The following is a 21,837-nucleotide window of genomic DNA, read 5'->3' as shown; positions in this document are numbered from 1 at the left end:
CGGATTTGGTAGCGTTCCCGGAGGGGGGAACATGGTTCGAACGATCAGGCGTGCCCGCAGCGCGGCCGCCGCAGGGATGCTCGTCGCGCTCGTCGTCGCGCTGTCGGGGTGCGCGCTCTTCGACGGAGGGGCGCAGGCGAAGCCCGTCGCGCGGCACACGACCGCGAAGCCCAAGCCCACGCACTCCGCGCCGGTGACGCCGACGCCCAGCGCGACACCGACGCCGACGACTCCGCCGGGTCCGCCGCCGACGCTCGCGCCCGTCCCGTCGGGCACCGCCGTCGCCGAGGCGAGCGTGGCGTCGCCGAAGGGCAGCATCCACTTCCACTACCGGATCGTGTCGAACGGCGACAACACCTACTCGATCCAGTACTCCGGCTTCACGTCGACCGTCCCGATCCCCGTCTCGGTCACGCTGATCGACGTCCCGCCGCAGGTCGGAGACGGCCTCACCTGGCACGGCGTCGCCGACCACAGCCTCGGCGGTCCCACGACCGGCACGGCCGCCGCCTCGACTGCCGAGCTCGGCTACGTCGGCAACCCGTCGTACCTCGGCACGCTCGTCACCTACTCCTCCGCCGCGTCCGCCGACGGAGTCCCGGTGGAGCTGGGCCCGGACAAGGTGCTCGCGGTGAACACCGTGCGCTGGTCGATCCCGGAGCGCGCGACCAACGTCCACCCGGTCGACGGCGGTGCGCGCGCGGGAGCGACGGGGCGCGTGCCGGACACGACCGCGTCCGGTGCTCCGGCGCGGTACGTCGTCGCGGCCGGGGACACGTTCGACGGCGTCGCGCAGCGGTTCGGCATCACCTCGCAGGATCTTCTGTGGCTGAACCCCAGCGGTCGCGCCTACGACGGCGCCCTCAACCTGCTCCAGGACCAGTCGCTGAATCTCGACCCGCAGGCCCTCTGACCTGCTCCTCCATCTGCGACTGCGGTCGTTCGGAACAACTGCGGGCCGGCGCGCAGCCGCAATCGTTCCGGACGACCGCAGTCGCGGGCCGCCCTACCCGATACGGGAAGGCAGGACCAGGATGGGAATACATCGGCCCGCCTCGCGTTATATGCGTTTGCATAGAAACGGCGAGAACAATCAGAGGAGCCAGACATGCAGTACGGAATCTTTTCCGTCAGCGACATCACCCGGGACCCGGTCTCCGGTGAGACGCCGAGCGAGGCGGAGCGCATCGACGCGATCGTGAAGATCGCGAAGCACGCGGAGGAGGTCGGACTCGACGTCTTCGCGATCGGCGAGCACCACAACCCGCCCTTCTTCTCGTCGTCCCCCACGACCCTGCTCGCGCACATCGCGGCGCTCACCGAGAAGCTCACGGTGACCACCTCGACCACGCTGATCACCACGAACGACCCGGTGCGCATCGCCGAGGAGTACGCGATGCTGCAGCACCTGTCGAAGGGCCGCATGGACCTGATGATCGGCCGCGGCAACACGGGACCTGTGTACCCGTGGTTCGGCCAGGACATCCGCCAGAGCCTGCCGCTCGCCCTCGAGAACTACAACCTGCTGCATCGGCTGTGGCACGAGGACGTGGTGGACTGGGAGGGACGCTTCCGCACCCCGCTGCAGGGCTTCACCTCCACCCCGCGACCGCTCGACGACGTTCCCCCGTTCGTCTGGCACGGCAGCATCCGCACCCCGGAGATCGCCGAGCAGGCCGCGTTCTACGGCAACGGCTTCTTCGCCAACAACATCTTCTGGCCGAAGGAGCACTACCAGCGGCTGATCGCCTTCTACCGCGAGCGCTTCGAGCACTACGGCCACGGCACCGCCAAGCAGGCGATCGTCGGCCTCGGCGGCCAGGCGTTCATCGCGAAGAACTCGCAGGACGCGAAGGACCAGTTCCGCCCGTACTTCAACGAGGCCCCCGTCTACGGCAACGGCCCGACGATGGAGGAGTTCACGGACGCGACCCCGCTGACCGTCGGCAGCCCGCAGGAGGTCATCGACAAGACGCTGACCTTCCGCGAGTGGGCGGGCGACTACCAGCGCCAGCTGTTCCTGATGGATCACGCCGGCCTGCCGCTGAAGACGGTGCTCGAGCAGCTCGACCTGCTCGGCGAGCACGTCATCCCCGTGCTGCGCAAGGAGACCGAGGCCCGCAAGGACCCGGAGACCCCGGACGCGCCCACCCACGAGTCGCTCGTGAAGGCAAAGTACGGCGACAGCGCACCGCGCCAGCCGCGACCGAACGCCAACCGCGGCGACAACGTCACCGGCGCGTCCCCCTACCAGGACACCGAGGAGCAGTTCCAGGCCAGCTACCCGGCGCTCTGACGCCGGCAGCCTGGGACTCGAGAGAAGGTAAGACCATGACCACATCCGACCCGCGCCCGTTCCGCGTCGTCGTCGTCAACGCGGGCGTCAGCGACCCGTCGTCGACGAAGATGCTCGCCGACCGCCTCGCCCTGCGCGTGGAGGCCGCGGCCCAGCGCGACGGCCGCACGGTCCAGACGCTCAACCTGGACCTGCGGGAGCTGCTGCCGGAGCTCGGCGCGGCCCTCGCGTCCGGGCACCTCGGCCCGAAGTTCACCAAGGCGGTCGAGGCGCTGAAGGAGGCCGACGGCATCATCGCGACGGCCCCGGTCTACAAGGCCGGCCCGAGCGGGCTGTTCACCTCGTTCTTCCAGGTGCTCGACAACGACCTGCTGATCGCGAAGCCCGTCGTGCTCGGCGCCACCGCCGGCACGGCCCGCCACGCGCTGGTGGTCGACGGGGAGATGCGGTCGCTGTTCGCCTTCCTCCGCACCATGACCGCGCCGACCTCGGTCTTCGCGTCCACCGAGGATTGGCAGGACAAGTCCCTCGGCAAGCGCATCGACCGGGCCGCGCGTGAGCTGGTCGTGCTCATGGAGTCGGAGGTCGAGGCGAAGATCACCGACACCTCGTGGGACAGCTACCAGCACGAGTTCGGCTCCGCCGGCGGCGACGAGCTGGGCATCGACCTCGGCTCCGACCTGATGCGGCTGGCCGCGGGCGGGAGTCTCCCCACCCAGCGGCGGTAGCGGGCAGCCTTCCGCCCGCGAACAGGCCCCGGCGTCGCCGGGGCCTGTTGCCGTCTACGGCGTCGGCCCGCACGGTAGGGTGCAGGGTAGAACAGGAGGTCTCGGGTGGACGTTCTCACCGTGCTGCACTGGATCGGCGTGATCGTGTGCCTGATCCTCGCGCTCTCCGGCCTCATCCCGGTGATCGCGGCGGCGGCGACGTTCGTGGTCATCCCCTTCCACGCCTGGATCAACCACTACAAGAAGGCCGCGCCCTACCTCCCCCGGGTCGCCATCATCGTGCCGGCCTGGAACGAGGGCGCCGTGATCGGCGCCTCCATCGACCGGCTGATGAAGCTGGACTACCCGCGCGAGGCGCTGCGCATCTACGTCGTCGACGACGCCAGCACCGACGACACCCCGGTCGTCGTGCGCGACCGCGCCGAGCAGTATCCGGGCAACGTGTTCCTGCTGCGCCGCGAGCAGGGCGGCCAGGGCAAGGCGCACACCCTCAACCACGGCATCGCCCGGGTGCTGGAGGACGATTGGATGGAGGCGCTCCTGATCATGGACGCCGACGTCATCTACCTGCCGGACTCGCTCCGCCGCATGACCCGGCACCTGGCCGACCCCGACGTCGGCGCCGTGTCCGCCTACATCCGCGAGGGCAGCACCGAGCGCAACTACCTCACCAAGTTCGTCGGTGTGGAGTACGTGCTCTCGCAGCCTGCCGCGCGCCGTGCGCAGAACGTGCTGGGCGCGCAGGCATGCCTCGCCGGCGGAGCGCAGCTGCACACCCGCGAGAACCTGATCGCGATCGGCGGGCGCATCGACACGTCGTCGCTCGCGGAGGACACGATCACCACTTTCGAGACGCAGCTGCTCGGCAAGAAGGTCGTCTTCGAGCCGCACGCCCACGTGCTCGCGGAGGAGCCGAACCGCGTCGACGCCCTGTGGAAGCAGCGGCTGCGCTGGGCACGCGGCAACGTCACCGTCACCGCCCGCTACGCGAAGGTGTGGTTCCGGCCGTCGCGCAAGCACCACCTGGGCGGCATCAGCTTCGGGATCGTGTGGTTCAGCCTGTGGCTGCTCCCACTCATCATGATCCTGTCGTCGGTGGGACTGGCCGGGCTGCTGTTCCTGCAGGACGAGCTCGCCACCAATGTCTTCCGGGTGCTGTGGATCTCGGCGGCGCTGGCGTACTTGTTCGTGCTGATCCTGGGCTCGCAGACCGACGGGGCGACGACGAAGCACACCATCGGTCACGTGCTGCTGTTCCCCGGGATCATCAACATGCTGGTCATGGTGACGGCGCTGTTCCCGCCGGTGATGCTCGTCTGGCTGCCCGGCCTCTTCGGGGTCACCCTCGACGGTCCCGCCCTGTTCGCGATCACGCTCGCGATCTACATCTGGATCCCGTTCTCGATGGTGGTCGCGTGGCTCGCCCGCAAGGCGGAGAAGACGCGCGCCGGCCGCTGGCTCGCGCCCGCGCTCATCTACCTCGCCGGCTACGGCTCGCTGCTGTGCGCGATCACGTTCGACTCCTACCTCAAGGAGCTGGCCGGCACCGAGGCCAAGTGGGACAAGACCGAGAAGGTCGGGCGCGTCGCCACGAGCTGAGCGGTCGAAGCCGAGCCGGTCATACCTGGGGACGACCTCCCGAGGATGACGGTCCGGCGCGAGGATGAGCCTCCCGCCCGATGCCGCCCGATGCACCCGGCCGCCAGGCTGGAGGCATGACCTCAGCACCCGCCACAGCGCCCGCCCTCTCCGCGGCCGCGCTCACCAAGTCCTACGGCAGCTCCGTCGCGCTCGCCGGCGTCGACTTCCGCATCGCCCCCGGGGAGTCGGTGGCGATCATGGGAGCCTCCGGCTCCGGCAAGACCACCCTGCTTCACTGCCTGGCCGGCATCGTCGCACCCGACAGCGGCTCGGTCGTGCTCGCGACCCCGCACGGCCCCGTGGAGGTCACCGGCCTCGACGAGCGCGGACGCTCCCGGCTGCGCCGCGAGGCGTTCGGCTTCGTGTTCCAGCAGGGGCTGCTGCTGCCCGAGCTGACGGCGCTCGAGAACGTCGCCCTCCCGCTCATGCTGAACGGCGTCGACCGCAGGGCCGCCGAGCAGACTGCGGCCATGTGGCTCGCGGCCCTCGGCCTCGCCGGCTTCGAGGCACGGCGCATCGGGCAGCTCTCCGGCGGCCAGGCGCAGCGCGTGGCGATCGCCCGGGCGCAGACCACGGGCGCCGCGGTAGTGTTCGCCGACGAGCCGACCGGCGCGCTCGACTCGCAGACCTCGGCGGAGGTGATGGACGCGCTCATCCGCTCCACCACCGACCGCGGCCGCTCGCTGGTGGTGGTCACCCACGACGAGACCGTCGCCTCCCGCTGCTCCCGCGTGCTGCGCCTCGCGGACGGGCGGATCGTCGACGAGGTGGTGTCGCGATGACCACGCTCCGCCTGGCCTGGCTGTTCGCACGGCGCAGCGCCTCCGCCCGCTCCACCGTCGCGCTTCCGGTCGTCGCGTTCGCCGTCGTGACCGCGCTGCTGCTCATCGTCGCAGGCGGCGCGCAGGCGTTCTTCAGCTGGACCGACGACATGGCGGGGCTGTACCAGGTGCTCGCCGTCATCGCGCTCTCGCTGCTGATCGTCCCGCTCGTGGCCCTCGGCGGCTCGGCTGCACGACTCTCCGCCCGCCGCCGCGACGACCGGCTGGCCAGCCTGCGCCTGCTCGGGGCGACGCCCGGAATGGTGACCGCGCTCACCGTGATCGAGTCGACCGTGCTCGCGGTCGTGGGCGCGCTGGCCGGAGCGTTCGTCGCGCTGGTCGCGTCCCCGCTGGTGGCGCTGATCCCGTTCCGCGGCGAACCGCTCGGCTTCTCGGTGCTGCTCGCTCCCGCCTGGGTCGCGCTCGCGGTGGTCGGCGTCGGCGTGCTGGCCGCGGTGAGCGCGGTCGTCGGACTCCGCGGCGTCATCCTGTCGCCGCTCGGCGTGCGCACCCGGCAGCAGGCGCCGAGGGTGCACTGGGTGCGCGTGGTCGTCACGGTCGCGGTCGTCGCGCTCGTCGCCGGCGCCATGTCGACGCTGTCGGCGGTGCCCGGCATCGGCGTCCTCGTGACCGTGCTCGCCGTCGGCTTCGGCGGGACGGTCGCGGTGCTCAACCTGATCGGCCCGTGGGTGCTGAGGCTGGTCGCCTCGGGGCAGGCGCGCCGCGCCAGGACCGCGCGGCGCCTGCTCGCCGCGCGCAGCATCCTGGAGTCCCCCAAGGCCGCGTGGCGGCAGGTCTCCGGCGTGGCGATGACCAGCTTCGTCGCGGTCGTGGCGGGGGTCGGCGTCGCGGTGCTGGATGCGGCGGGCGACGGCGCGGACGCGCAGTCCCGGATGCTCGTCGCCGACATCCGCACCGGCGTGCTGATCACGATCGTCGCCTCCTTCCTGATGGTGGCGTGCTCGGCCGGAGTGAACCAGGCCGCCGCGATCCTCGACCGCCGCGACCTCTACGTGAGCCTCGACCGCATCGGGATGCCCGTCGCCGAAATGAACGCGGCCCGCGGCCGCGCGGTGCTCTCGCCGCTGCGCATCACCTCGGTCGGCTCCGCCGTGACGGCTGCGGTCGTGCTGTTCCCGCTCACCGGCCTCAGCCTCCTGACCTCGCCGCTGACCCTGGCGACCGTCGCCGGGTGCCTCGCGGCCGGCATCCTGCTGGTCTGGGCTGCCCTCCGCGCGACGCGGCCGGTGCTGACCCGGGTGCTCGCGGAGCCGTCGCCCAGCCTGTGACGGTGCGGGCATGCTCCGCCCGGTAGGGTCGGAGCATGCCCGACATCAGCGACACGGAGGCCGCACTCCAACAGCTCCACAGCATCCGCCAGAGCATCGACAACATCGACGCGGCGGTCATCCACATGCTCGCCGAACGGTTCAAGTTCACGCAGCAGGTGGGGGCGCTGAAGGCGGAGCACGGGCTCCCGCCGGCCGACCCCGAGCGTGAGCGCGAGCAGATCCAGCGACTGCGGGGCCTGGCCGAGGAGAGCCACCTCGACCCGGCGTTCGCGGAGAAGTTCCTCAACTTCATCATCGCCGAGGTCATCCACCACCACGAGCGCATCGCCGGCGAGAACGGCCGCTGACGGTGGGCTGGAACCCGGCCGAGCTGCCGGACGCCCACGGCCGCACCGTGGCGATCACGGGCGCGAACGCGGGCGTCGGCTACTTCACCGCCGAGCAGCTGGCCCGCGCGGGCGCACGGGTGGTGCTCGCCTGCCGCGACCCGGAGCGGGCCGAGTCGGCCGTCGCGGCGATCCGCCGCCGGGTGCCCGGGGCGCGCGTGCAGGCGATGCCGCTGGATGTGGCCGACCGGCGCTCGGTCGACGCGGCGGCGGAGTCGCTGCTGGCCCTCGACCGGCTGGACGCGCTCGTGCTCAACGCGGGCATCGTCCACCCGCCGCGGACGCGCCGGACCGACGCGTACGGCAATGAGCTCGTGCTCTCGACCAACGTGCTCGGGCACTTCCGGCTGACCGCCCGCGTCCTCCCCGCGCTGGAGCGCACAGGGGATGCACGGATCGTCGTCCTGGGCTCGCTGGCATCCCGGATGGGACGGCTGCGCCTCGACGACCTGCAGCTGGAGCAGTCGTACACCGGCTGGCGCGCCTACTCGGGGTCGAAGATCGCGGCACAGGCGTTCGGCTTCGAGCTGGACCGGCGGCTGCGGGCCTCCGGGTCCTCGGTTCGCAGCATCGTCGTGCATCCCGGGTACTCGACCTCCGGGCGCACGCCCGGCATCCGCGGGGTCAACCAGCCCAGCCGGCTGAAGCGCTTCGCGGACAACCTGCAGGCGGCGTGGACGCAGGGCAAGGACGCGGGAGCCCACATCCCGGTGCGGGCCGTGCTCGACCCGGACGTGTCCGGCGGCGACTACCTCGGCCCTGCGCTGCTGACGAAGGGCGCGCCCGTGCACGCCGCCGCGACCCGCGCCTCCCGCTCCCCACGCCTCGGCGCCCGCCTCTGGCCGCTGCTCGAGTCCGCCGCCGCCGAGCCCTTCCCCCTCCCCTGAAACCCCCCACCATCGAGTACACGAAGACTGCACGCTTTTCGGCGCAAAACGTGAAGTCTTCGTGTACTCGACGGTGCGCGGAGGGTCAGGCGTCGACGACGATGGTGAGGAGGCGGTGGTCCGGCGGGACCTGCGCGCGGAGGGCGGCGCTGGCGGCCGCATAGTCGGCGCCCTCGGCCTCGACCTCGCGCACGGCGGACTCCCGGATGACACCGGTCGCGATCACGCGCCCGCCGCGCGGCATCGCGTTGTGCACCTGCAGCAGGTCGAACCCTTCCGGCACCTGCTCCTCGATCAGGGCGCGCGCCGCCTGCGCGTCGTCGGCCTCCGCCGTCAGCTCCCGTGTACCGCTGCTCTGGATGAGACCACGCACCTTCATGCCCTCAACGCTAGCTGACATGCGACCGGCGCCGCCGATACGGTGAAGGGATGGACTACCTCACCGCACCCCTCGACGAGACCTCCCGGGCGGCCCTCGCCGCGACCGGACTCCGGTACGCCGTGCTCGACAACGACGACGCCGCCGCGCTGGAGGGCTGGATCCGCGCCGACTTCCGCGGCTTCCACGGCAAGCGCCCCTCAGCGGAGGTGCTGGAGGAGGCCCGCGGCAGCTTCGCGGGCCGGCGCAACACGGGCGTCTACGACGACGAGGGCGCAACCTCCGACCCGGTCGGCACCGTCAACACCTGGCCGGCACCGCTCACCGTGCCGGGCGGCGCGCGCGTCGACTCCTGGGCCATCAGCTCCGTGACGGTCGCGCCGACCCACCGCCGCCGCGGCATCGCGACCGCACTGCTCGGCGGCGAGCTGCGCACCGCGCACGCGCTGGGGCTGCCGCTCGCCATCCTCACCGTCTCCGAGTCGGTCATCTACGGTCGCTGGGGCTTCGGCCCGGCGACCTGGGCCACCGCGTGGAGCGTCGATACCAAGCGCGTGGGCTGGGCCGGCGGCGAGACCCCCGGGCGTCTGTCGTTCGCCGAGCCCGCCGAGTACGAGGAGACCGGTGCGCGCGTCCTCGACCGGGTCATGGCGTCCCGTGCGGGCGAGATCGGCCTCGAGCCGTACCTCGCGAAGCGCCTGATCGGCCCGATGAAGGGCGACCCGGACGCCGACAAGCTGCGCCTGGTGCGCTACGACTCGGCCGAGGGCGAGCCGGAGGGCTTCGTCACCTACGTCCTCAAGGACGACCCGGAGGACGACTTCACCCGCCACACCGTCGTCGTGAACCACCTCGCCGCGGCGACCCCTGAGGCGCTCCGCACCCTGTGGCGGTTCCTCATCGAGCTCGACCTCGTCGCCGAGGTGAAGGTGTGGACGCGCGGCGTCGACGAGCCGTACCAGTCGCTCGTGAACGACATCCGCGGTGCCCGGGTGACCGAACTGCAGGACCACCTGTGGGTGCGCATCCTCGACGTCCCGGCCGCCCTGCAGGCGCGAACCTACGAGCGGGACGGCTCGCTCGTGATCGACGTCGCCGACGACCTGGGGCTGGCCGGCGACCGATTCCGCCTGACCGTCCGCGACGGACGCGCCGAGGTGCAGGCGACCGAGGACACGGCGGACGTGTCACTGCCCGTCGCCGCGCTCGGCAGCGCCTACCTCGGCCACGACGTGGTGCGCGGGCTCTCGCTCGCCGGCCGCATCCAGGGCGACGCGGAGGCGCTCGACCGGCTGTTCCGCACGACCGTGCCCCCGCGCCTCAGCACCTGGTTCTAGCGGCGGTCACCGCCCGGGCAACCGACCCGGCCGAGTGGCGACAAGATGTCGCCACTCGGCCGGGATAGCCGCAACCACTCGCACCTCGCCGAGGGCGACCGCCGGGCGCGGGTCAGTCGATCAGGTCGTGGCGCACCACGATCTGGTCGCGGGCGGGGCCCACGCCGATCGCGGAGATGCGGGCGCCGGAGAGGCGCTCCAGGGCGAGGACGTAGTCCTGCGCGTTCTTCGGCAGGTCCTCGAAGCTGCGGGCGCCCGAGATGTCCTCGGTCCACCCGGGGAACTCCTCGTAGATCGGCTTCGCGTGGTGGAAGTCGCTCTGCGAGGCGGGCACCTCGTCGTGGCGCACGCCGTCGACGTCGTAGGCGACGGCCACCGGGATGCGCTCGATGCCGGTCAGGGTGTCGAGCTTGGTGAGCACGAAGTCGGTGACGCCGTTGATGCGTGCGGTGTAGCGCGCGACGGGGGCGTCGTACCAGCCGGTGCGGCGGGGGCGGCCGGTCGTCGTGCCGAACTCGAAGCCGCGCTCGCGGAGGAACTCGCCCCACTCGTCGAACAGCTCGGTCGGGAAGGGGCCCGCGCCGACGCGCGTGGTGTACGCCTTCACGATGCCGATCACGCGGTCGATGCGGTTCGGGCCGATGCCCGAGCCGGTCGCGGCGCCGCCGGCGGTGGAGTTGGACGACGTCACGAACGGGTAGGTGCCGTGGTCCACATCCAGCATCGTCGCCTGGCCGCCCTCGAACAGGACGTACTTGCCCTCCTCGAGCGCCTGGTTGAGCAGCAGGGAGCTGTCGACGACCATCGGGCGCAGGCGCTCAGCGTAGGCGAGCAGCTGGTCCACGACCTCGTCGACGCCGATCGCGCGGCGGTTGTAGACCTTCACCAGCAGGTGGTTCTTCTGGTCGAGGGCGCCCTCCACCTTCTGGCGGAGGATGTTCTCGTCGAACAGGTCCTGGATGCGGATGCCGACCCGGTTGATCTTGTCGGCGTAGGTCGGGCCGATGCCGCGGCCGGTGGTGCCGATCTGGCGCTTGCCGAGGAAGCGCTCTGTGACCTTGTCGATCGTGCGGTGGTACGAGGTGATGACGTGCGCGTTGGAGCTGACCTTGAGGCGCGTGACGTCGACGCCGCGGGCGATCAGCGCGTCGAGCTCCTCGAAGAGCACCTCGATGTCGACGACGACGCCGTTCGCGATGACCGGGGTGACGCCTTCGGTCAGGATGCCGGAGGGCAACAGGTGCAGGGCGTACTTCTCATCGCCGACGACGACGGTGTGGCCCGCGTTGTTGCCGCCGTTGAACTTGACGACGTAGTCGATGCGGCTGCCGAGGACGTCGGTCGCCTTGCCTTTGCCTTCGTCGCCCCACTGGGCGCCGATGATCACGATCGCGGGCACGTTTGAGTCCTCTCGATGGGTGGAACGCGTCGGCGCCACGCGGACGACCGTCGCACTCGATCCTATCGCGAGCCACGAAGTTGCACACAAGTGTGCACGAATGGCGTACACTGGACGCATGCCCACCGAATCCACCCGCGCGCCGCGCCGCGACGCCGCGGCGAACCGCGAGGCCCTCCTCGGCGCCGCGGCGGCCTCGCTCAACGAGGACATCGACGCGTCGCTCGAGAGCATCGCGGCCCGCGCCGGCCTCAGCCGGCGTGCCGTCTACGGCCACTTCGCCACGCGCGACGAGCTGCTGGTCGAGGTGTTCACCCGCGGCGCCCGCCGGCTGGCGGCCCTGCTCGACCCGGTGTCGCATCCCGACCCCCTGGTCGAGATCGCGCTGTTCGGCGCGACCCTCTGGGCCGAGGTCGAGCACGTGCGCGTCAGCGCGGCGCTGGCCGTCCGCGGTCCGCACCGCGACCTGGTCGGCACCGCCCTCGACCCGGCGCGCGAGCGGCTGCGCGAGACCGTGCGCCGCGGCATGGAGTCCGGGCGCATCCGCACCGACCTCGACCGCGAGACTGTCACCCGGCTGATCGAGAACGCCGCCGTCTCCGTGCTCGACGAGGCCACCCGCGCGCGGTTGACGCCGGAGGCGGGCCACCGGCTCGTCATGCTCGCCGGCCTCGGAGCCGCGGGGCTCGGCTGGCGGGAGGCGGGCGAGCTGATCGCCTCCACCCCCGAGCTGGCGTTCGGCGCCGCGACCGGCGCGTCCACGGGAGGCGACGCCCGATGAAGATCGTCCTCGACCACGTCGGCAAGGGGGCTGCGCTCCCGGAGACCTCGGCGGCCTTCGAGACCGGTCGCGCCACCCTCGCCCGCGCCGAGACGGAGCAGCGCCCGACCGTGCTCGGGCTCATCGCCTCCGGGAGGATGCGGCCGGACACCGGCAGCGTCACCATCGACGGCGCCACCGACTACTCGGCGATGCGCCGCCGGATCGCCCTCATCGACGCGCCCGACGTGTCCGAGCCCGCGGCGGACGTCACGGTCTCGGGCATCGTCGCGGAGGAGCTGATGTTCGCGGGCCGGCCGTCGCATCCCGTCGCCGTCGGCCGCACCCTGCGCGAGCTGGGCGCGTCGGAGTGGTCGCGCGCGGCGATCGGCACGGTTCCGCCGACGGTCCGCATCCGCCTGCTCGCCGAGCTGGCCCTTCTGCGGAAGGGCGTCGACGCGCTCGTGATCGTGTCGCCCGACCGCCACGGCGGCGACCCGGTCGAGTGGTGGCGCTTCGCCCGCGAGCTCGCGGGCCGCGACAAGGCGGTGCTCGTCGTCGCCGGCGACGCCTCCGCCGCGGCCATCGCCGCGGCCTCCCTCGTCTCCCGCATGGATGAGACAGGCCCCGGTGAGACGGGCCCGGACGGCACCAGACCAGACACTTTCGACGAAGACCCCGGCCGGGACGACACCGACGATCTCCCGGACCAGATCGTGGAGACAGCATGAAGATCCCGCAGATGATCGCGGCGGAGTTCCGCCGCCTCACGGCCAGCCCGATGTCCATCGTGGCGCTCATCGCCCTGATGTGCGTCCCGGTGCTGTACGGCGGCCTGTACCTGTGGGCGAACCAGAACCCGTACGCGAACCTGAACCGCATCCCCGCCGCCATCGTGGTGGATGACACGGGCGCTACGGTCGACGGCAAGACGGTCAACTACGGCGACGACGTCGCCCAGCAGCTGATCGACGACGGCTCGTTCCAGTGGCACCGGGTCGCCTCCGGCTCGGCGGCGAGCGGCGTGGACGACTCCAAGTACGACTTCAGCATCACCTTCCCGAAGGACTTCTCGTCGGCGCTCGCGTCGGCCTCCGGCACCGACCCGCACCGGGCGGTCGTCACGCTGACCACCAACGACACCAACAGCTACCTGGCCTCGACCATCGGCACCCAGGCCGCGGAGAAGATCCGAACCTCCATCGTCAAGCAGGTCAACGAGCAGGCGGCGAAGCAGTTCCTGCTCGGGCTCGCCGACATCCGCTCGAACCTCGTCACCGCCGCCGACGGCGCGAGCAAGCTGGTCGACGGCAGCGCGACCGCGCAGTCCGGCGCCTCGCAGCTGGCCGACGGCACCTCGCAGCTGGCCTCCGGGTCGCAGGAGCTGGCGAGCAAGCTCGGCCAGCTCGCCTCCGGCGCCCAGCAGGTCAGCGACGGCGCAGCGCAAGTGGCCGCAGGCAACCAGCAGCTGGCCACCAAGGCGAACGAGGCCAGCGCCGCCGCCGCCCAGATCGCGGCGGCAGCGCCCGCCGCGCAGCAGGACCTGCTCGACCGGCTGCAGGCCGCCGGTGCCACGCAGGCACAACTCGACCAGGTGAAGGCGGTGCTCGGCGACCTCGACACGAAGGTGCAGTCGGGCAACAGCCAGATCCAGGGAGCGGTCGGCCAGATCAACCAGCTCGCGTCCGGCGCCGGGCAGGTCGCCGACGGAGCCTCCCAGGTCGCGTCGGGGTCGCAGCAGGCCGCGGCCGGAGCCGGCCAGCTGGCGTCCGGAGCGTCGACCGCGGCGACCGGGGCGGCCCAGCTCCGCGACGGGCTGACGACCCTACACGACGGCACCGTGCAGCTGAGCGACGGGCTCACGTCCGGCGTCGACCGCATCCCGGACAACTCCCCCGCCCTGCAGAAGAAGCAGGCGTCGACCATCGCCGACCCGGTGAACCTGAAGAACGACTCCATCACGTCCGCCGGGACCTACGGCGCCGGCCTTGCGCCGTTCTTCGTGGCGCTGGCCGGGTGGATCGGCATCTACGCGCTGTTCCTCATCGTCAAGCCGGTCTCGCGCCGCGCCATCACGGCACTGCACTCGCCGATCAAGATCACGCTGGCGGGCTGGCTCACCCCCGGGCTGCTCGGCGCCATCCAGATGGTCGGCCTGTTCGCCATCGTCGCGGGCGCCCTCGGCTTCCGCATCGACAACCCGCTCGGGATGTACGGGCTCATGGGGCTCGCGTCGGTCACCTTCGCCGCGATCATCCTGGCGCTCAACGTCTGGCTCGGCAGCGTCGGGCAGTTCCTCGGGCTCGTGCTCATGGTGCTGCAGCTGGTGACCGCGGGCGGGACGTTCCCCTGGCAGACGCTGCCCGGTCCCCTCGCCGCACTGCACCACGTGCTGCCCATGTCGTACGCGGTCGACGGCATCCGGCAGCTGATGTACGGCGGCAATCCGGCGACGGCCTGGGCGGACGCCGGAGTTCTCGCGCTGTGGATGCTGATCGCCCTGCTCGTCTCGGCCATCGGCGTCACCCGGATGACGCACTTCCGCACCCTGCGCGACCTGCGGCCCTCGCTCATCGGCTAGGTCGCGCACCCCTGGTGGGCGCCCCTCCGCGGGCGATAGGGTGGCGCCCACCAGCATCCGAACGCAGGGAGGACCACCATGGCCGATCTCGAAGTGCAGGCGGCGCTCTCGCAGGCGCGACAGGCGGCCAGCGCCGCCACCTACGACATCCAGAAGCTGCCGGAGGACTCGATCGAGCGGCAGGCGCTGCACAACCTCCTCACCGCGGTCGACGCGATCATCGAGGCGCTCGACACCGAGTGAGCCGGGCTCCGCTCGGCGTGCCGGTGGTCGCCGGTAGGGTGGCCGCGTGACCGACGACGCCCTCCGCATCCTGCACCTCTCCGACACGCACCTGTACGGCGACGGCCGCCTGCACTACGGGATCGTCGACACCCTGGCAGGGCTCGACCGGGTCCTGGCGCGCGCCGGCTCGCTCGCCGAGGTGGATGTGGTGGTCGCGTCGGGCGACCTCTCCGACGACGGCAGCGCCGACTCGTACCGGCGGCTGAAGGGCACGCTCGAACCGTGGGCGGCCGAGCGCGGGGCGGCCATCGTCTACGCCATGGGCAACCACGACCTGCGCGACGGGTTCGAGGAGGTGCTGGGCGCGCGCGAGACGGTGACGGCGGTGCGCGGCTTCCGGATCGTCACGGTCGACACCAGCGTGCCGGGCGCAGGGTACGGCAGCGTCGACTCCGCACAACTCGACCGGCTGCGCCAGGTGCTCGCCACCCCGGCGGAGAACGGCACGGTCGTGGTGCTGCACCATCCCCCGGTCGCGCCGACGACCCTGCTCTTCGAGACGCTGCGGTTCGTGGACCCGGAGCCGCTGGTCGACGTGTGCGCGGCAGGAGACGTGCGCGCCATCCTCGCCGGGCACTACCACCACGGGCTGGTCACCGAGGCGGGCCCCTCCGGCATCCCCGTGGTCGTCGCCCCGGCGGTCGCGAACACGACCGACGTGCTGTGGCCGCCGCCGCGCGAGCGCGCGGTGCGCGGGGCCGGGTTCGCCTGGGTGCAGGTGCCGGTCGACGGCCCGGTGCGGGCGCACGTCGTCACGGCGCCGGCGCCCGACGACGGCGCGACGGTGTACGACCTCGATGCGGAGGCGGTCCGGCGGATCGCGGACGACGCGGGATGGCGCGGATGACCGCGGCCGCCGCCGGCTACTCCGGCACGCCGCTGTGGAAGAAGCTCGGCCTCAAGCCCGGCATGCGTGTCTCGGTGCTGCACGCCGACGACGGCTGGAGCATCCCGCTCGACGGGGCTCCGGAGGTGACCTGGGTCGGCGACGAGCCGGCCGGGCTGATCCTCGCCTTCTTCCGCTCGACCGCAGAGCTCCTCGCGGAACTGGACGGCCTCGGCAAGCGCATCCGGCCCGACGGGATGATCTGGGCGGCCTGGCCGCGGAAGGCCGGCGGCCACGTCAGCGACCTGAGCGACAGCGTCGTGCGCGAGGCCGCACTGGCCCGCGGCCTGGTCGACGTTAAAGTCGCCGCGATCGACACCGACTGGTCGGGCCTGAAGCTCGTCTGGCGCCTCGCCAACCGCTGACCCGCCGAGTTGCACGTCGTGGTCGTTATTCGGGCCGGATAGCCGCCACGACGTGCAACTCGATCGCTAGCGCGGCGGGAAGGGGACGTGCTGGGTGACCCACGCGTGCATCGCGATCGCGGCGGCGGCGGAGGCGTTGATCGAGCGGGTGGAGCCGAACTGCGTGATCTCGACCACGGCGTCCGCCGCATCCAGCGCCGCAGCCGAGAGCCCGGGGCCCTCCTGGCCGAACAGCAGCACGCACTCCCGTGGCAGGGCGAAGGTCTCGATCGGCACGGAACCCGGGACATTGTCGATCGCGATCACCGGGAGCCCGGCCTCCCGCGCCCAGCCGACGAACCCGGTCACGTCGTCGTGGTGCGTCACGTGCTGGTAGCGATCGGTCACCATCGCGCCGCGCTTGTTCCAGCGGCGGCGGCCGATGATGTGGACGGTGTCCGCGGTGAACGCGTTGGCGCTGCGGACGATGGAGCCGATGTTCATGTCGTGCTGCCAGTTCTCGATGGCCACGTGGAACGGGTGCCTGTGCTGGTCGAGGTCGGCGACGATCGCCTCCATGCTCCAGTAGCGGTACCGGTCGATGACGTTGCGGGTGTCGCCGTGGCGGAGCAGCTCGGGGTCGTAGCGCGGGTCGTCCGGCCAGTCCCCCGGCCACGGTCCGACGCCGTTCGTGCTCAGCTCGTGCGCCGGGTGAGGGGTGTCGTCCACTCGCTCAGCGTATCCGGGGTGCGGCCGGCCTCACCGCGGCGGGGATGCGGCCTCTAAGCTGGTCGCATCCGAATCCCGGCGAAAGGGGCCCGTGTGACGAGTCGCGACGAGATCGAATGCTGGCTGACCGACATGGACGGCGTGCTGGTGCACGAGAACCAGGCGCTCCCGGGCGCCTCCGATCTCATCCAGCAGTGGCGCGACCAGGGCACCCCGTTCCTGGTCCTCACCAACAACTCGATCTTCACGCCGCGCGACCTCGCCGCCCGGCTGAGGACCTCGGGCCTGGATGTGCCGGAGGAGTCGATCTGGACGTCCGCCCTCGCCACCGCCGACTTCCTCAAGTCGCAGATGCCCGGCGGCAGCGCGTACGTCATCGGCGAGGCCGGCCTCACGACCGCTCTGCACGAGGCGGGCTTCATCATGACCGACACGAACCCGGACTACGTGGTCGTCGGCGAGACCCGCAGCTACTCGTTCGACGCGATCACGAAGGCGATCCGCCTGATCGGCAAGGGCGCGCGGTTCATCACCACGAACCCGGACGCGACCGGTCCGAGCGCTGAGGGGCCGCTGCCCGCGACGGGCGCGGTGACGGCCATGATCACCAAGGCGACCGGCCGCGACCCCTACGTGGTCGGCAAGCCGAACCCGATGATGTTCCGCTCGGCCATGAACCGCATCGGAGCGCACTCGGAGAACACGGCGATGATCGGCGACCGGATGGACACCGACGTCGTCGCCGGGATCGAGGCCGGGCTGCACACCATCCTGGTGCTCACCGGCATCAGCGACCGCACCGAGATCGAGCGCTACCCGTTCCGCCCGGACGAGGTGCTGAACGGCGTGTACGAGCTGGTGTCGGCCGCTCCGCTCGAGACGGAGCTCTGAGCCCGGCTCAGCCCGTCGGGCCGGGCCCCGCGACGGACGTCGTGAGCGGCTCGCCGCCCGAGCGGTTCACGAAGCAGTAGTAGGAGCGCTGTCCGTCCTTCCACTGCTGCTCGGTCGCGGGGAACGACCCGATGACCTGCAGGTCGGGGTAGGCGCCGGCCGCGTTCAGGTCGACCACGCCGGAGGCGGTGCACAGTCCGGGGACCTGCCCGGCGAGCGCGTCGGCGCCGGGGTACGGAGCAGCCGGATCGGCGGACAGCAGGTTCGTGTAGACGAGTTGGGCGGTGTGCGGCGTCGCGCAGTCGACCACCGTGAACTCCTGCGCCCAGACGGTGGTGAACGGCTGGATGCACTCGCCGCCGCCGAGGGCATCCCACGGGTGCGTGCCCGCGCCGACGGGAGCCGGCTTGGGCGTCACCGTGGGCACCGGGGTGGGGGTCGGCGTCGGCTTCGGGGTGGCGGAGGCCGCCGAGGCGGTCGGCGCGGGGACCGGCTTCGCCGCGCCGAACAGCGACGGGATGCGGGTGCCGAGCGCGAACAGCCCGATGAGCACCAGCAGGACGGCGAGGCCGCCGGCCACGGAGAACAGGATGCGGTTGTTGCGCGAGCCCCACAGGCCGGGGCCGGCCGGTGCCGCTGTCGGACCGGCGGCGGCCGACGGTGAGGTGGAGGCCGTGACCGGGGTAGACGTCTGCGCGGCGGCGGGGGCCGGGCTCGCGGCGGCGCCGGCGGCCGGTCCGCCCGTGGCGGCGGCGTCGTCGATGCCGTCGGCCTCCTCGGTGGGGCCGAGAGTGTCCGGCGACGGAAGGAAGAACGGCACGGTCGCCGTGAGCTGTGGTCCCTCGAGGGCAGCGGCGGGCTCCTGCTCGGCCTCGTCGAGAGCCTCGTCGCGGGCGGGGGCCGCCGGCTCGTCGTCGGTGCCCGCGGAGTCGGTCTCGATCGGGGCGTGGTCGGTCGGGGCGTCGTCGGTCTCGGCGTCGTAGGTCGGGGCGTCGTAGGTCGGGGCGTCGTCGATCGTCGCCACGTCGCCGAACAGCTCGGCGAGACCGTCCGACTCGTCGCCGTCGGGGGTCTCCTCCGCGGCGGCGGGCGACTCGAACGCGGCGGTCTCCGCGGCGGCTGCGATGCTCGCCGCGTCGATCGGACTGGTCGCGGGCGACGGCACTCCTCCCAGGGCGATCTCGGCCTCCGCCGCCGGGATCTCCGGCTCCGAGGGCAGCACCGCCGGGAACGCCGCGGTCGGCGCGAACGGCTCCGGCTCGGTCCCCGCGGTCGGCGGGAGGACCGTCTCCGGCTCCGACGGCAGCGAGTGCTCGGCCGGCAGCGTAGGGGGTTCGGGACGGCTCTCCGAGCGGAGGAGCGCATCCAGCTCCGGCGCGGCCGCCCGGTGCGCCGCCGTGTCGGTCGCGGGCTCGAACAGGGCGGCGGCGTCGATCGGCGGGAGCACCGGGTTCGTCGGCGGCGCGGGATCGGCGTGGCCCGGCCGGTCCAGCCACGGGTCGGGCTGGTGCGAACCCGCCCACTCGGTCGACGGCGGCTCCGTGGCCGCGGGGCCGGACGCCGGCGGCGTCGCCGGAGTCGCGGGGGCGGGCGGCACGGCGCCGGGGACCAACGGAATGATGCTCGTGGTGTCGCCGATGACGGAGCGCGCGGACTGCTCGCCCTCCTCCGGCGCACCGAAGCCGAGCAGGGCCGCCAGCCCATGCCCGCGCTCGTCGGCGTCGGCGTCGGTCGGGGGCGTGGATGCGGCCGCCGGCGGGTCGAAGATCGTTCGCGGCGGTACGGGCTCGGCAGGCTGAGGCGGCTCCGCGGGCGGGATCACCCACGAGCCGGCGGCGACCGGGGTCTCGGCGGTGGGCGGTTCCGGCTCTTCCGCGGGCGTCGGCTCGAACAGCGGCGAACGGTACTCCGGCGCAGCGGCGGGCTCCGGCTCCGGCTCCGGTTCCGGAGCCACCGGCGAGGCAGGCGCGACGGGTTCCTCCGGCGCCTCCGCTCCCTGCGCCGGTCCCTCGGCCACAAGCGCGTCGAACAGCGACCAGGCGGGCTGCTCCGCCTCCTGGTCAGCGCGCGGCTGCTCCGCCTCCGGCTTCGCGGTCGGCTCCGCCGCCGCCTCCGAACTCTGGAACGACGCCCACGCGGCTGCCTGAGCCTCCGCGGCGTCGTCGTGCACGGGCTCCGGGTTCGGTGCCGCGGGCACGTCGACCGAGGACGCGACCTCCGGCTCCGGACCGGGTTCGGGCTCCACAAGCGGGTCGACGCCCTCGCCGGGAGTCAGGTTCCAGTTGAAGGCGACCGGGAACTCCGTCTGCGGCTCGGGGCCGGGCTCGGCCGCCGCCGCGGGCGGCGCCTCCGGCGCGACGGCGCTGCCGAGCAGCTCGTCGAACGCGGCCGGCTCGTTCGCCGCCGCGTCGCCGGACGCCACGGGCGGGATCTCCTCCGAAGCGGGCGCGGCATCCTGCACCGCGGTCGGCTCCTCAGCCGACTCGGCCCGGCCTGCCTCGTCGTCACGCTCCGCCGACCGCCGACCGACGCGGCGGCCGCCGGTCAGCTGCTGCAGCAGCCACTCGGAGCTGCCGAACTCGGGTTCCTGCGCGTCGGATGCCGGCTCGCCGGCGTCGCCCGGACGCCCGTCGTCCGCCGCGCCCCTCCCGCGCTCGTCGGACACTAGGCCAGCCCCAGGTCCTTCAGGCCGATCGCGGCGTAGTAGGGGTAGCCCGCGGCCTCGATGGCCTCACGAGCGCCGGTGTCGCGGTCGACGACCACCGCGACGGCGGCGATCTCGGCGCCGACCTTCTTGAGCGCCTCCGCCGCCTTGAGCGGCGAGCCGCCGGTGGTGGAGGTGTCCTCGAGCACGATGACGCGCTTGCCCTCGAGGTCGGGACCCTCGACCTGCTTGCCGCGGCCGTGGTCCTTGGGCTCCTTGCGCACCACGAAGGCGTCGTACTCGAGACCCTGGGCGGCGCCCTGGTGCAGGATCGCCGCGGCGACCGGGTCGGCCCCCATCGTCATGCCGCCGACCGCGAAGACGTCGGGGATGTCGCGGATGAGGTCGATCATCACGCGCCCGATGAGCGGCGCGACACGGTGATCGAGGCTGACCTTGCGCAGATCGACGTAGTAGCTCGCCTTCTTGCCGCTGGTGAGCGTGAAGTCGCCGTGGAAGACGGCCTCGGCGGCGATGTAGTCGATGAGCTGCTGTCGTGTGTCGGTCACATCCACGATTCTAGAGGGGAACCCCGCGGTGACCGGGAGTTGTCCACAGGCGATGAGCCGTCCACGAACCCGTCGCCGGCTCGGAGGACGTCGGCGGCGGCCGATACGATCGGGGCATGCGCGTCGCCACCTGGAATGTGAACTCCATCCGCACCCGCGTGGTCCGGGTGGTCGATTGGATGGTCCGCGAAGACGTCGACGTCCTGGCGATGCAGGAGATCAAGTGCAAGCCGGAGCAGTTCCCTTACGCCGCGTTCGAGGAGGCGGGCTACGAGGTCGTGCTGCACGGCCTGAACCAGTGGAACGGCGTCGCGATCGCCAGCCGCCTGCCCCTCGAAGACGTCGAGATCGGCTTCCCCGACATGCCCGGCTTCCTGAAGGACCACGACGGTCCCGACCTGCCGAAGGAGGCGCGGGCGATCGGCGCGACCGTCGAGGGCGTGCGGCTCTGGAGCCTGTACGTGCCGAACGGCCGCGCCCTCGCCGACCCGCACTACGTCTACAAGCTCGACTGGCTCGCCGCGCTCGCCGCCGACACCCAGCGGTGGCTCGCCGACGACCCCGGCCTCCAGCTCGCCCTGATGGGCGACTGGAACGTCGCCCCGCTCGACTCCGACGTGGGCGACCCGAGCCTCGTCCCCGGCATCTCGACCCACATCTCGCCGCCGGAGCGCACCGCCTTCGCCGCGTTCGAGAAGGCCGGGCTCACCGACGTCGTGCGCCCGATCGTCCCGGACGGCTACACGTACTGGGACTACAAGCAGCTGCGCTTCCCGCGCAACGAGGGACTGCGCATCGACTTCATCCTCGGCTCGCGCGCCTTCGCCGACCGGGTCGTGGATGCGAGCATCCACCGCAACGAGCGCAAGGGCGACGCCCCCAGCGACCACGTCCCCGTGCTCGTCGAGCTCGCGCCGCCGGCCGGCGACGAGGACGACGACGACCGCCCGATGATCTTCGGCTGAGACCCACGACAGGAGGA

22 protein-coding genes are annotated in these 21,837 nt (G+C 72.2%); 17 read left to right on the top strand and 5 right to left on the bottom strand.

Annotation, left to right across the window (positions count from 1 at the left end; translation table 11 throughout):
• Nucleotides 1-31: 31 nt before the first annotated feature.
• From P5G59_RS07340 to P5G59_RS07305, 8 genes are all read left to right on the top strand, one after another.
• Complete coding sequence (locus tag P5G59_RS07340) at nt 32-913, top strand: LysM peptidoglycan-binding domain-containing protein (RefSeq protein ID WP_301217459.1); 882 nt, start codon at nt 32-34, stop codon at nt 911-913.
• Nucleotides 914-1,108: 195 nt separating this feature from the next.
• Nucleotides 1,109-2,296 carry an LLM class flavin-dependent oxidoreductase gene (locus P5G59_RS07335; RefSeq protein ID WP_301217457.1) on the top strand — a complete coding sequence of 396 codons (1,188 nt, stop codon included), beginning with the start codon at nt 1,109-1,111 and terminating at the stop codon, nt 2,294-2,296.
• A 35-nt stretch (nt 2,297-2,331) separates the two neighbouring features.
• A complete protein-coding gene (locus tag P5G59_RS07330) occupies nt 2,332-3,024 on the top strand; it encodes a CE1759 family FMN reductase (RefSeq protein WP_301217455.1) in 693 nt (230 codons plus the stop codon).
• A 120-nt stretch (nt 3,025-3,144) separates the two neighbouring features.
• Nucleotides 3,145-4,623 (top strand): glycosyltransferase family 2 protein, encoded by a 1,479-nt coding sequence (locus P5G59_RS07325; protein ID WP_301218792.1) that lies wholly within the window; start codon nt 3,145-3,147, stop codon nt 4,621-4,623.
• A gap of 116 nt (nt 4,624-4,739) precedes the next feature.
• The gene (locus P5G59_RS07320; RefSeq protein WP_301217453.1) at nt 4,740-5,447 is read left to right on the top strand and encodes an ABC transporter ATP-binding protein; all 708 of its coding nucleotides are present in this window, start codon (nt 4,740-4,742) and stop codon (nt 5,445-5,447) included.
• Entirely contained in the window at nt 5,444-6,775 is a 1,332-nt protein-coding gene (locus P5G59_RS07315) for an FtsX-like permease family protein (protein ID WP_301217451.1), read from the top strand. Before P5G59_RS07320 ends, P5G59_RS07315 begins: the two co-directional genes overlap by 4 nt.
• Nucleotides 6,776-6,810: 35 nt before the next feature.
• The gene (locus P5G59_RS07310) at nt 6,811-7,125 is read left to right on the top strand and encodes a chorismate mutase (protein WP_115696683.1); all 315 of its coding nucleotides are present in this window, start codon (nt 6,811-6,813) and stop codon (nt 7,123-7,125) included.
• Nucleotides 7,126-7,127: 2 nt separating this feature from the next.
• Nucleotides 7,128-8,051: an SDR family NAD(P)-dependent oxidoreductase gene (locus P5G59_RS07305; protein ID WP_301217450.1), complete on the top strand. Its 924-nt coding sequence runs from the start codon at nt 7,128-7,130 to the stop codon at nt 8,049-8,051.
• Between the two features lie 85 nt (nt 8,052-8,136).
• Here P5G59_RS07305 and P5G59_RS07300 read toward each other — a convergent pair whose 3' ends face one another.
• Nucleotides 8,137-8,430, bottom strand: a complete 294-nt coding sequence (locus tag P5G59_RS07300; RefSeq protein WP_301217448.1) for a hypothetical protein — start codon at nt 8,428-8,430, stop codon at nt 8,137-8,139.
• Between the two features lie 50 nt (nt 8,431-8,480).
• On the opposite strand from P5G59_RS07300, the gene P5G59_RS07295 reads away from it, so the two are divergent.
• Nucleotides 8,481-9,767, top strand: coding sequence for a GNAT family N-acetyltransferase (locus P5G59_RS07295; protein ID WP_301217446.1), 1,287 nt, complete (start codon nt 8,481-8,483; stop codon nt 9,765-9,767).
• Between the two features lie 112 nt (nt 9,768-9,879).
• On the opposite strand, the gene P5G59_RS07290 is transcribed toward P5G59_RS07295, so the two are convergent.
• On the bottom strand, nt 9,880-11,166 hold the full coding sequence (locus tag P5G59_RS07290) for an adenylosuccinate synthase (protein ID WP_301217444.1): 1,287 nt from the start codon (nt 11,164-11,166) through the stop codon (nt 9,880-9,882).
• A gap of 118 nt (nt 11,167-11,284) precedes the next feature.
• On the opposite strand from P5G59_RS07290, the gene P5G59_RS07285 reads away from it, so the two are divergent.
• The 6 genes from P5G59_RS07285 (at nt 11,285) to P5G59_RS07260 (ending at nt 16,043) form a co-directional block, all read left to right on the top strand.
• The gene (locus tag P5G59_RS07285; protein ID WP_301217442.1) at nt 11,285-11,947 is read left to right on the top strand and encodes a TetR/AcrR family transcriptional regulator; all 663 of its coding nucleotides are present in this window, start codon (nt 11,285-11,287) and stop codon (nt 11,945-11,947) included.
• Nucleotides 11,944-12,657 carry a hypothetical protein gene (locus P5G59_RS07280; protein ID WP_301217440.1) on the top strand — a complete coding sequence of 238 codons (714 nt, stop codon included), beginning with the start codon at nt 11,944-11,946 and terminating at the stop codon, nt 12,655-12,657. The genes P5G59_RS07285 and P5G59_RS07280 overlap by 4 nt, the downstream gene beginning before the upstream one ends.
• Nucleotides 12,654-14,507, top strand: a complete 1,854-nt coding sequence (locus P5G59_RS07275; protein ID WP_301217438.1) for a YhgE/Pip family protein — start codon at nt 12,654-12,656, stop codon at nt 14,505-14,507. Before P5G59_RS07280 ends, P5G59_RS07275 begins: the two co-directional genes overlap by 4 nt.
• Nucleotides 14,508-14,585: 78 nt before the next feature.
• Nucleotides 14,586-14,750, top strand: a complete 165-nt coding sequence (locus P5G59_RS07270) for a hypothetical protein (protein WP_301217437.1) — start codon at nt 14,586-14,588, stop codon at nt 14,748-14,750.
• A 46-nt stretch (nt 14,751-14,796) separates the two neighbouring features.
• Nucleotides 14,797-15,639: a metallophosphoesterase gene (locus P5G59_RS07265; protein ID WP_301217435.1), complete on the top strand. Its 843-nt coding sequence runs from the start codon at nt 14,797-14,799 to the stop codon at nt 15,637-15,639.
• Entirely contained in the window at nt 15,627-16,043 is a 417-nt protein-coding gene (locus tag P5G59_RS07260) for a DUF3052 domain-containing protein (RefSeq protein ID WP_301217433.1), read from the top strand. The genes P5G59_RS07265 and P5G59_RS07260 overlap by 13 nt, the downstream gene beginning before the upstream one ends.
• A gap of 66 nt (nt 16,044-16,109) precedes the next feature.
• Here P5G59_RS07260 and P5G59_RS07255 read toward each other — a convergent pair whose 3' ends face one another.
• Nucleotides 16,110-16,751: a TrmH family RNA methyltransferase gene (locus P5G59_RS07255; RefSeq protein WP_301217431.1), complete on the bottom strand. Its 642-nt coding sequence runs from the start codon at nt 16,749-16,751 to the stop codon at nt 16,110-16,112.
• A gap of 93 nt (nt 16,752-16,844) precedes the next feature.
• Between P5G59_RS07255 and P5G59_RS07250 the strand changes: the two genes are divergently transcribed.
• Nucleotides 16,845-17,642: an HAD-IIA family hydrolase gene (locus P5G59_RS07250; protein WP_301217429.1), complete on the top strand. Its 798-nt coding sequence runs from the start codon at nt 16,845-16,847 to the stop codon at nt 17,640-17,642.
• Nucleotides 17,643-17,649: 7 nt separating this feature from the next.
• Here P5G59_RS07250 and P5G59_RS07245 read toward each other — a convergent pair whose 3' ends face one another.
• Nucleotides 17,650-20,307 carry a hypothetical protein gene (locus P5G59_RS07245; protein WP_301217427.1) on the bottom strand — a complete coding sequence of 886 codons (2,658 nt, stop codon included), beginning with the start codon at nt 20,305-20,307 and terminating at the stop codon, nt 17,650-17,652.
• Nucleotides 20,307-20,855 carry an orotate phosphoribosyltransferase gene (pyrE, locus tag P5G59_RS07240; RefSeq protein WP_301217425.1) on the bottom strand — a complete coding sequence of 183 codons (549 nt, stop codon included), beginning with the start codon at nt 20,853-20,855 and terminating at the stop codon, nt 20,307-20,309. The genes P5G59_RS07245 and pyrE overlap by 1 nt, the downstream gene beginning before the upstream one ends.
• A 116-nt stretch (nt 20,856-20,971) precedes the next feature.
• Between pyrE and P5G59_RS07235 the strand changes: the two genes are divergently transcribed.
• Entirely contained in the window at nt 20,972-21,820 is an 849-nt protein-coding gene (locus P5G59_RS07235) for an exodeoxyribonuclease III (protein ID WP_301217423.1), read from the top strand.
• Nucleotides 21,821-21,837 lie beyond the last annotated feature (17 nt).

This window comes from Leifsonia virtsii (genome assembly GCF_030433675.1).
Taxonomy (GTDB): domain Bacteria; phylum Actinomycetota; class Actinomycetes; order Actinomycetales; family Microbacteriaceae; genus Leifsonia; species Leifsonia virtsii.
The sequence above is the reverse complement of the archived record's forward strand: the minus strand, read 5'-3'. Positions and strand labels throughout refer to the sequence as shown.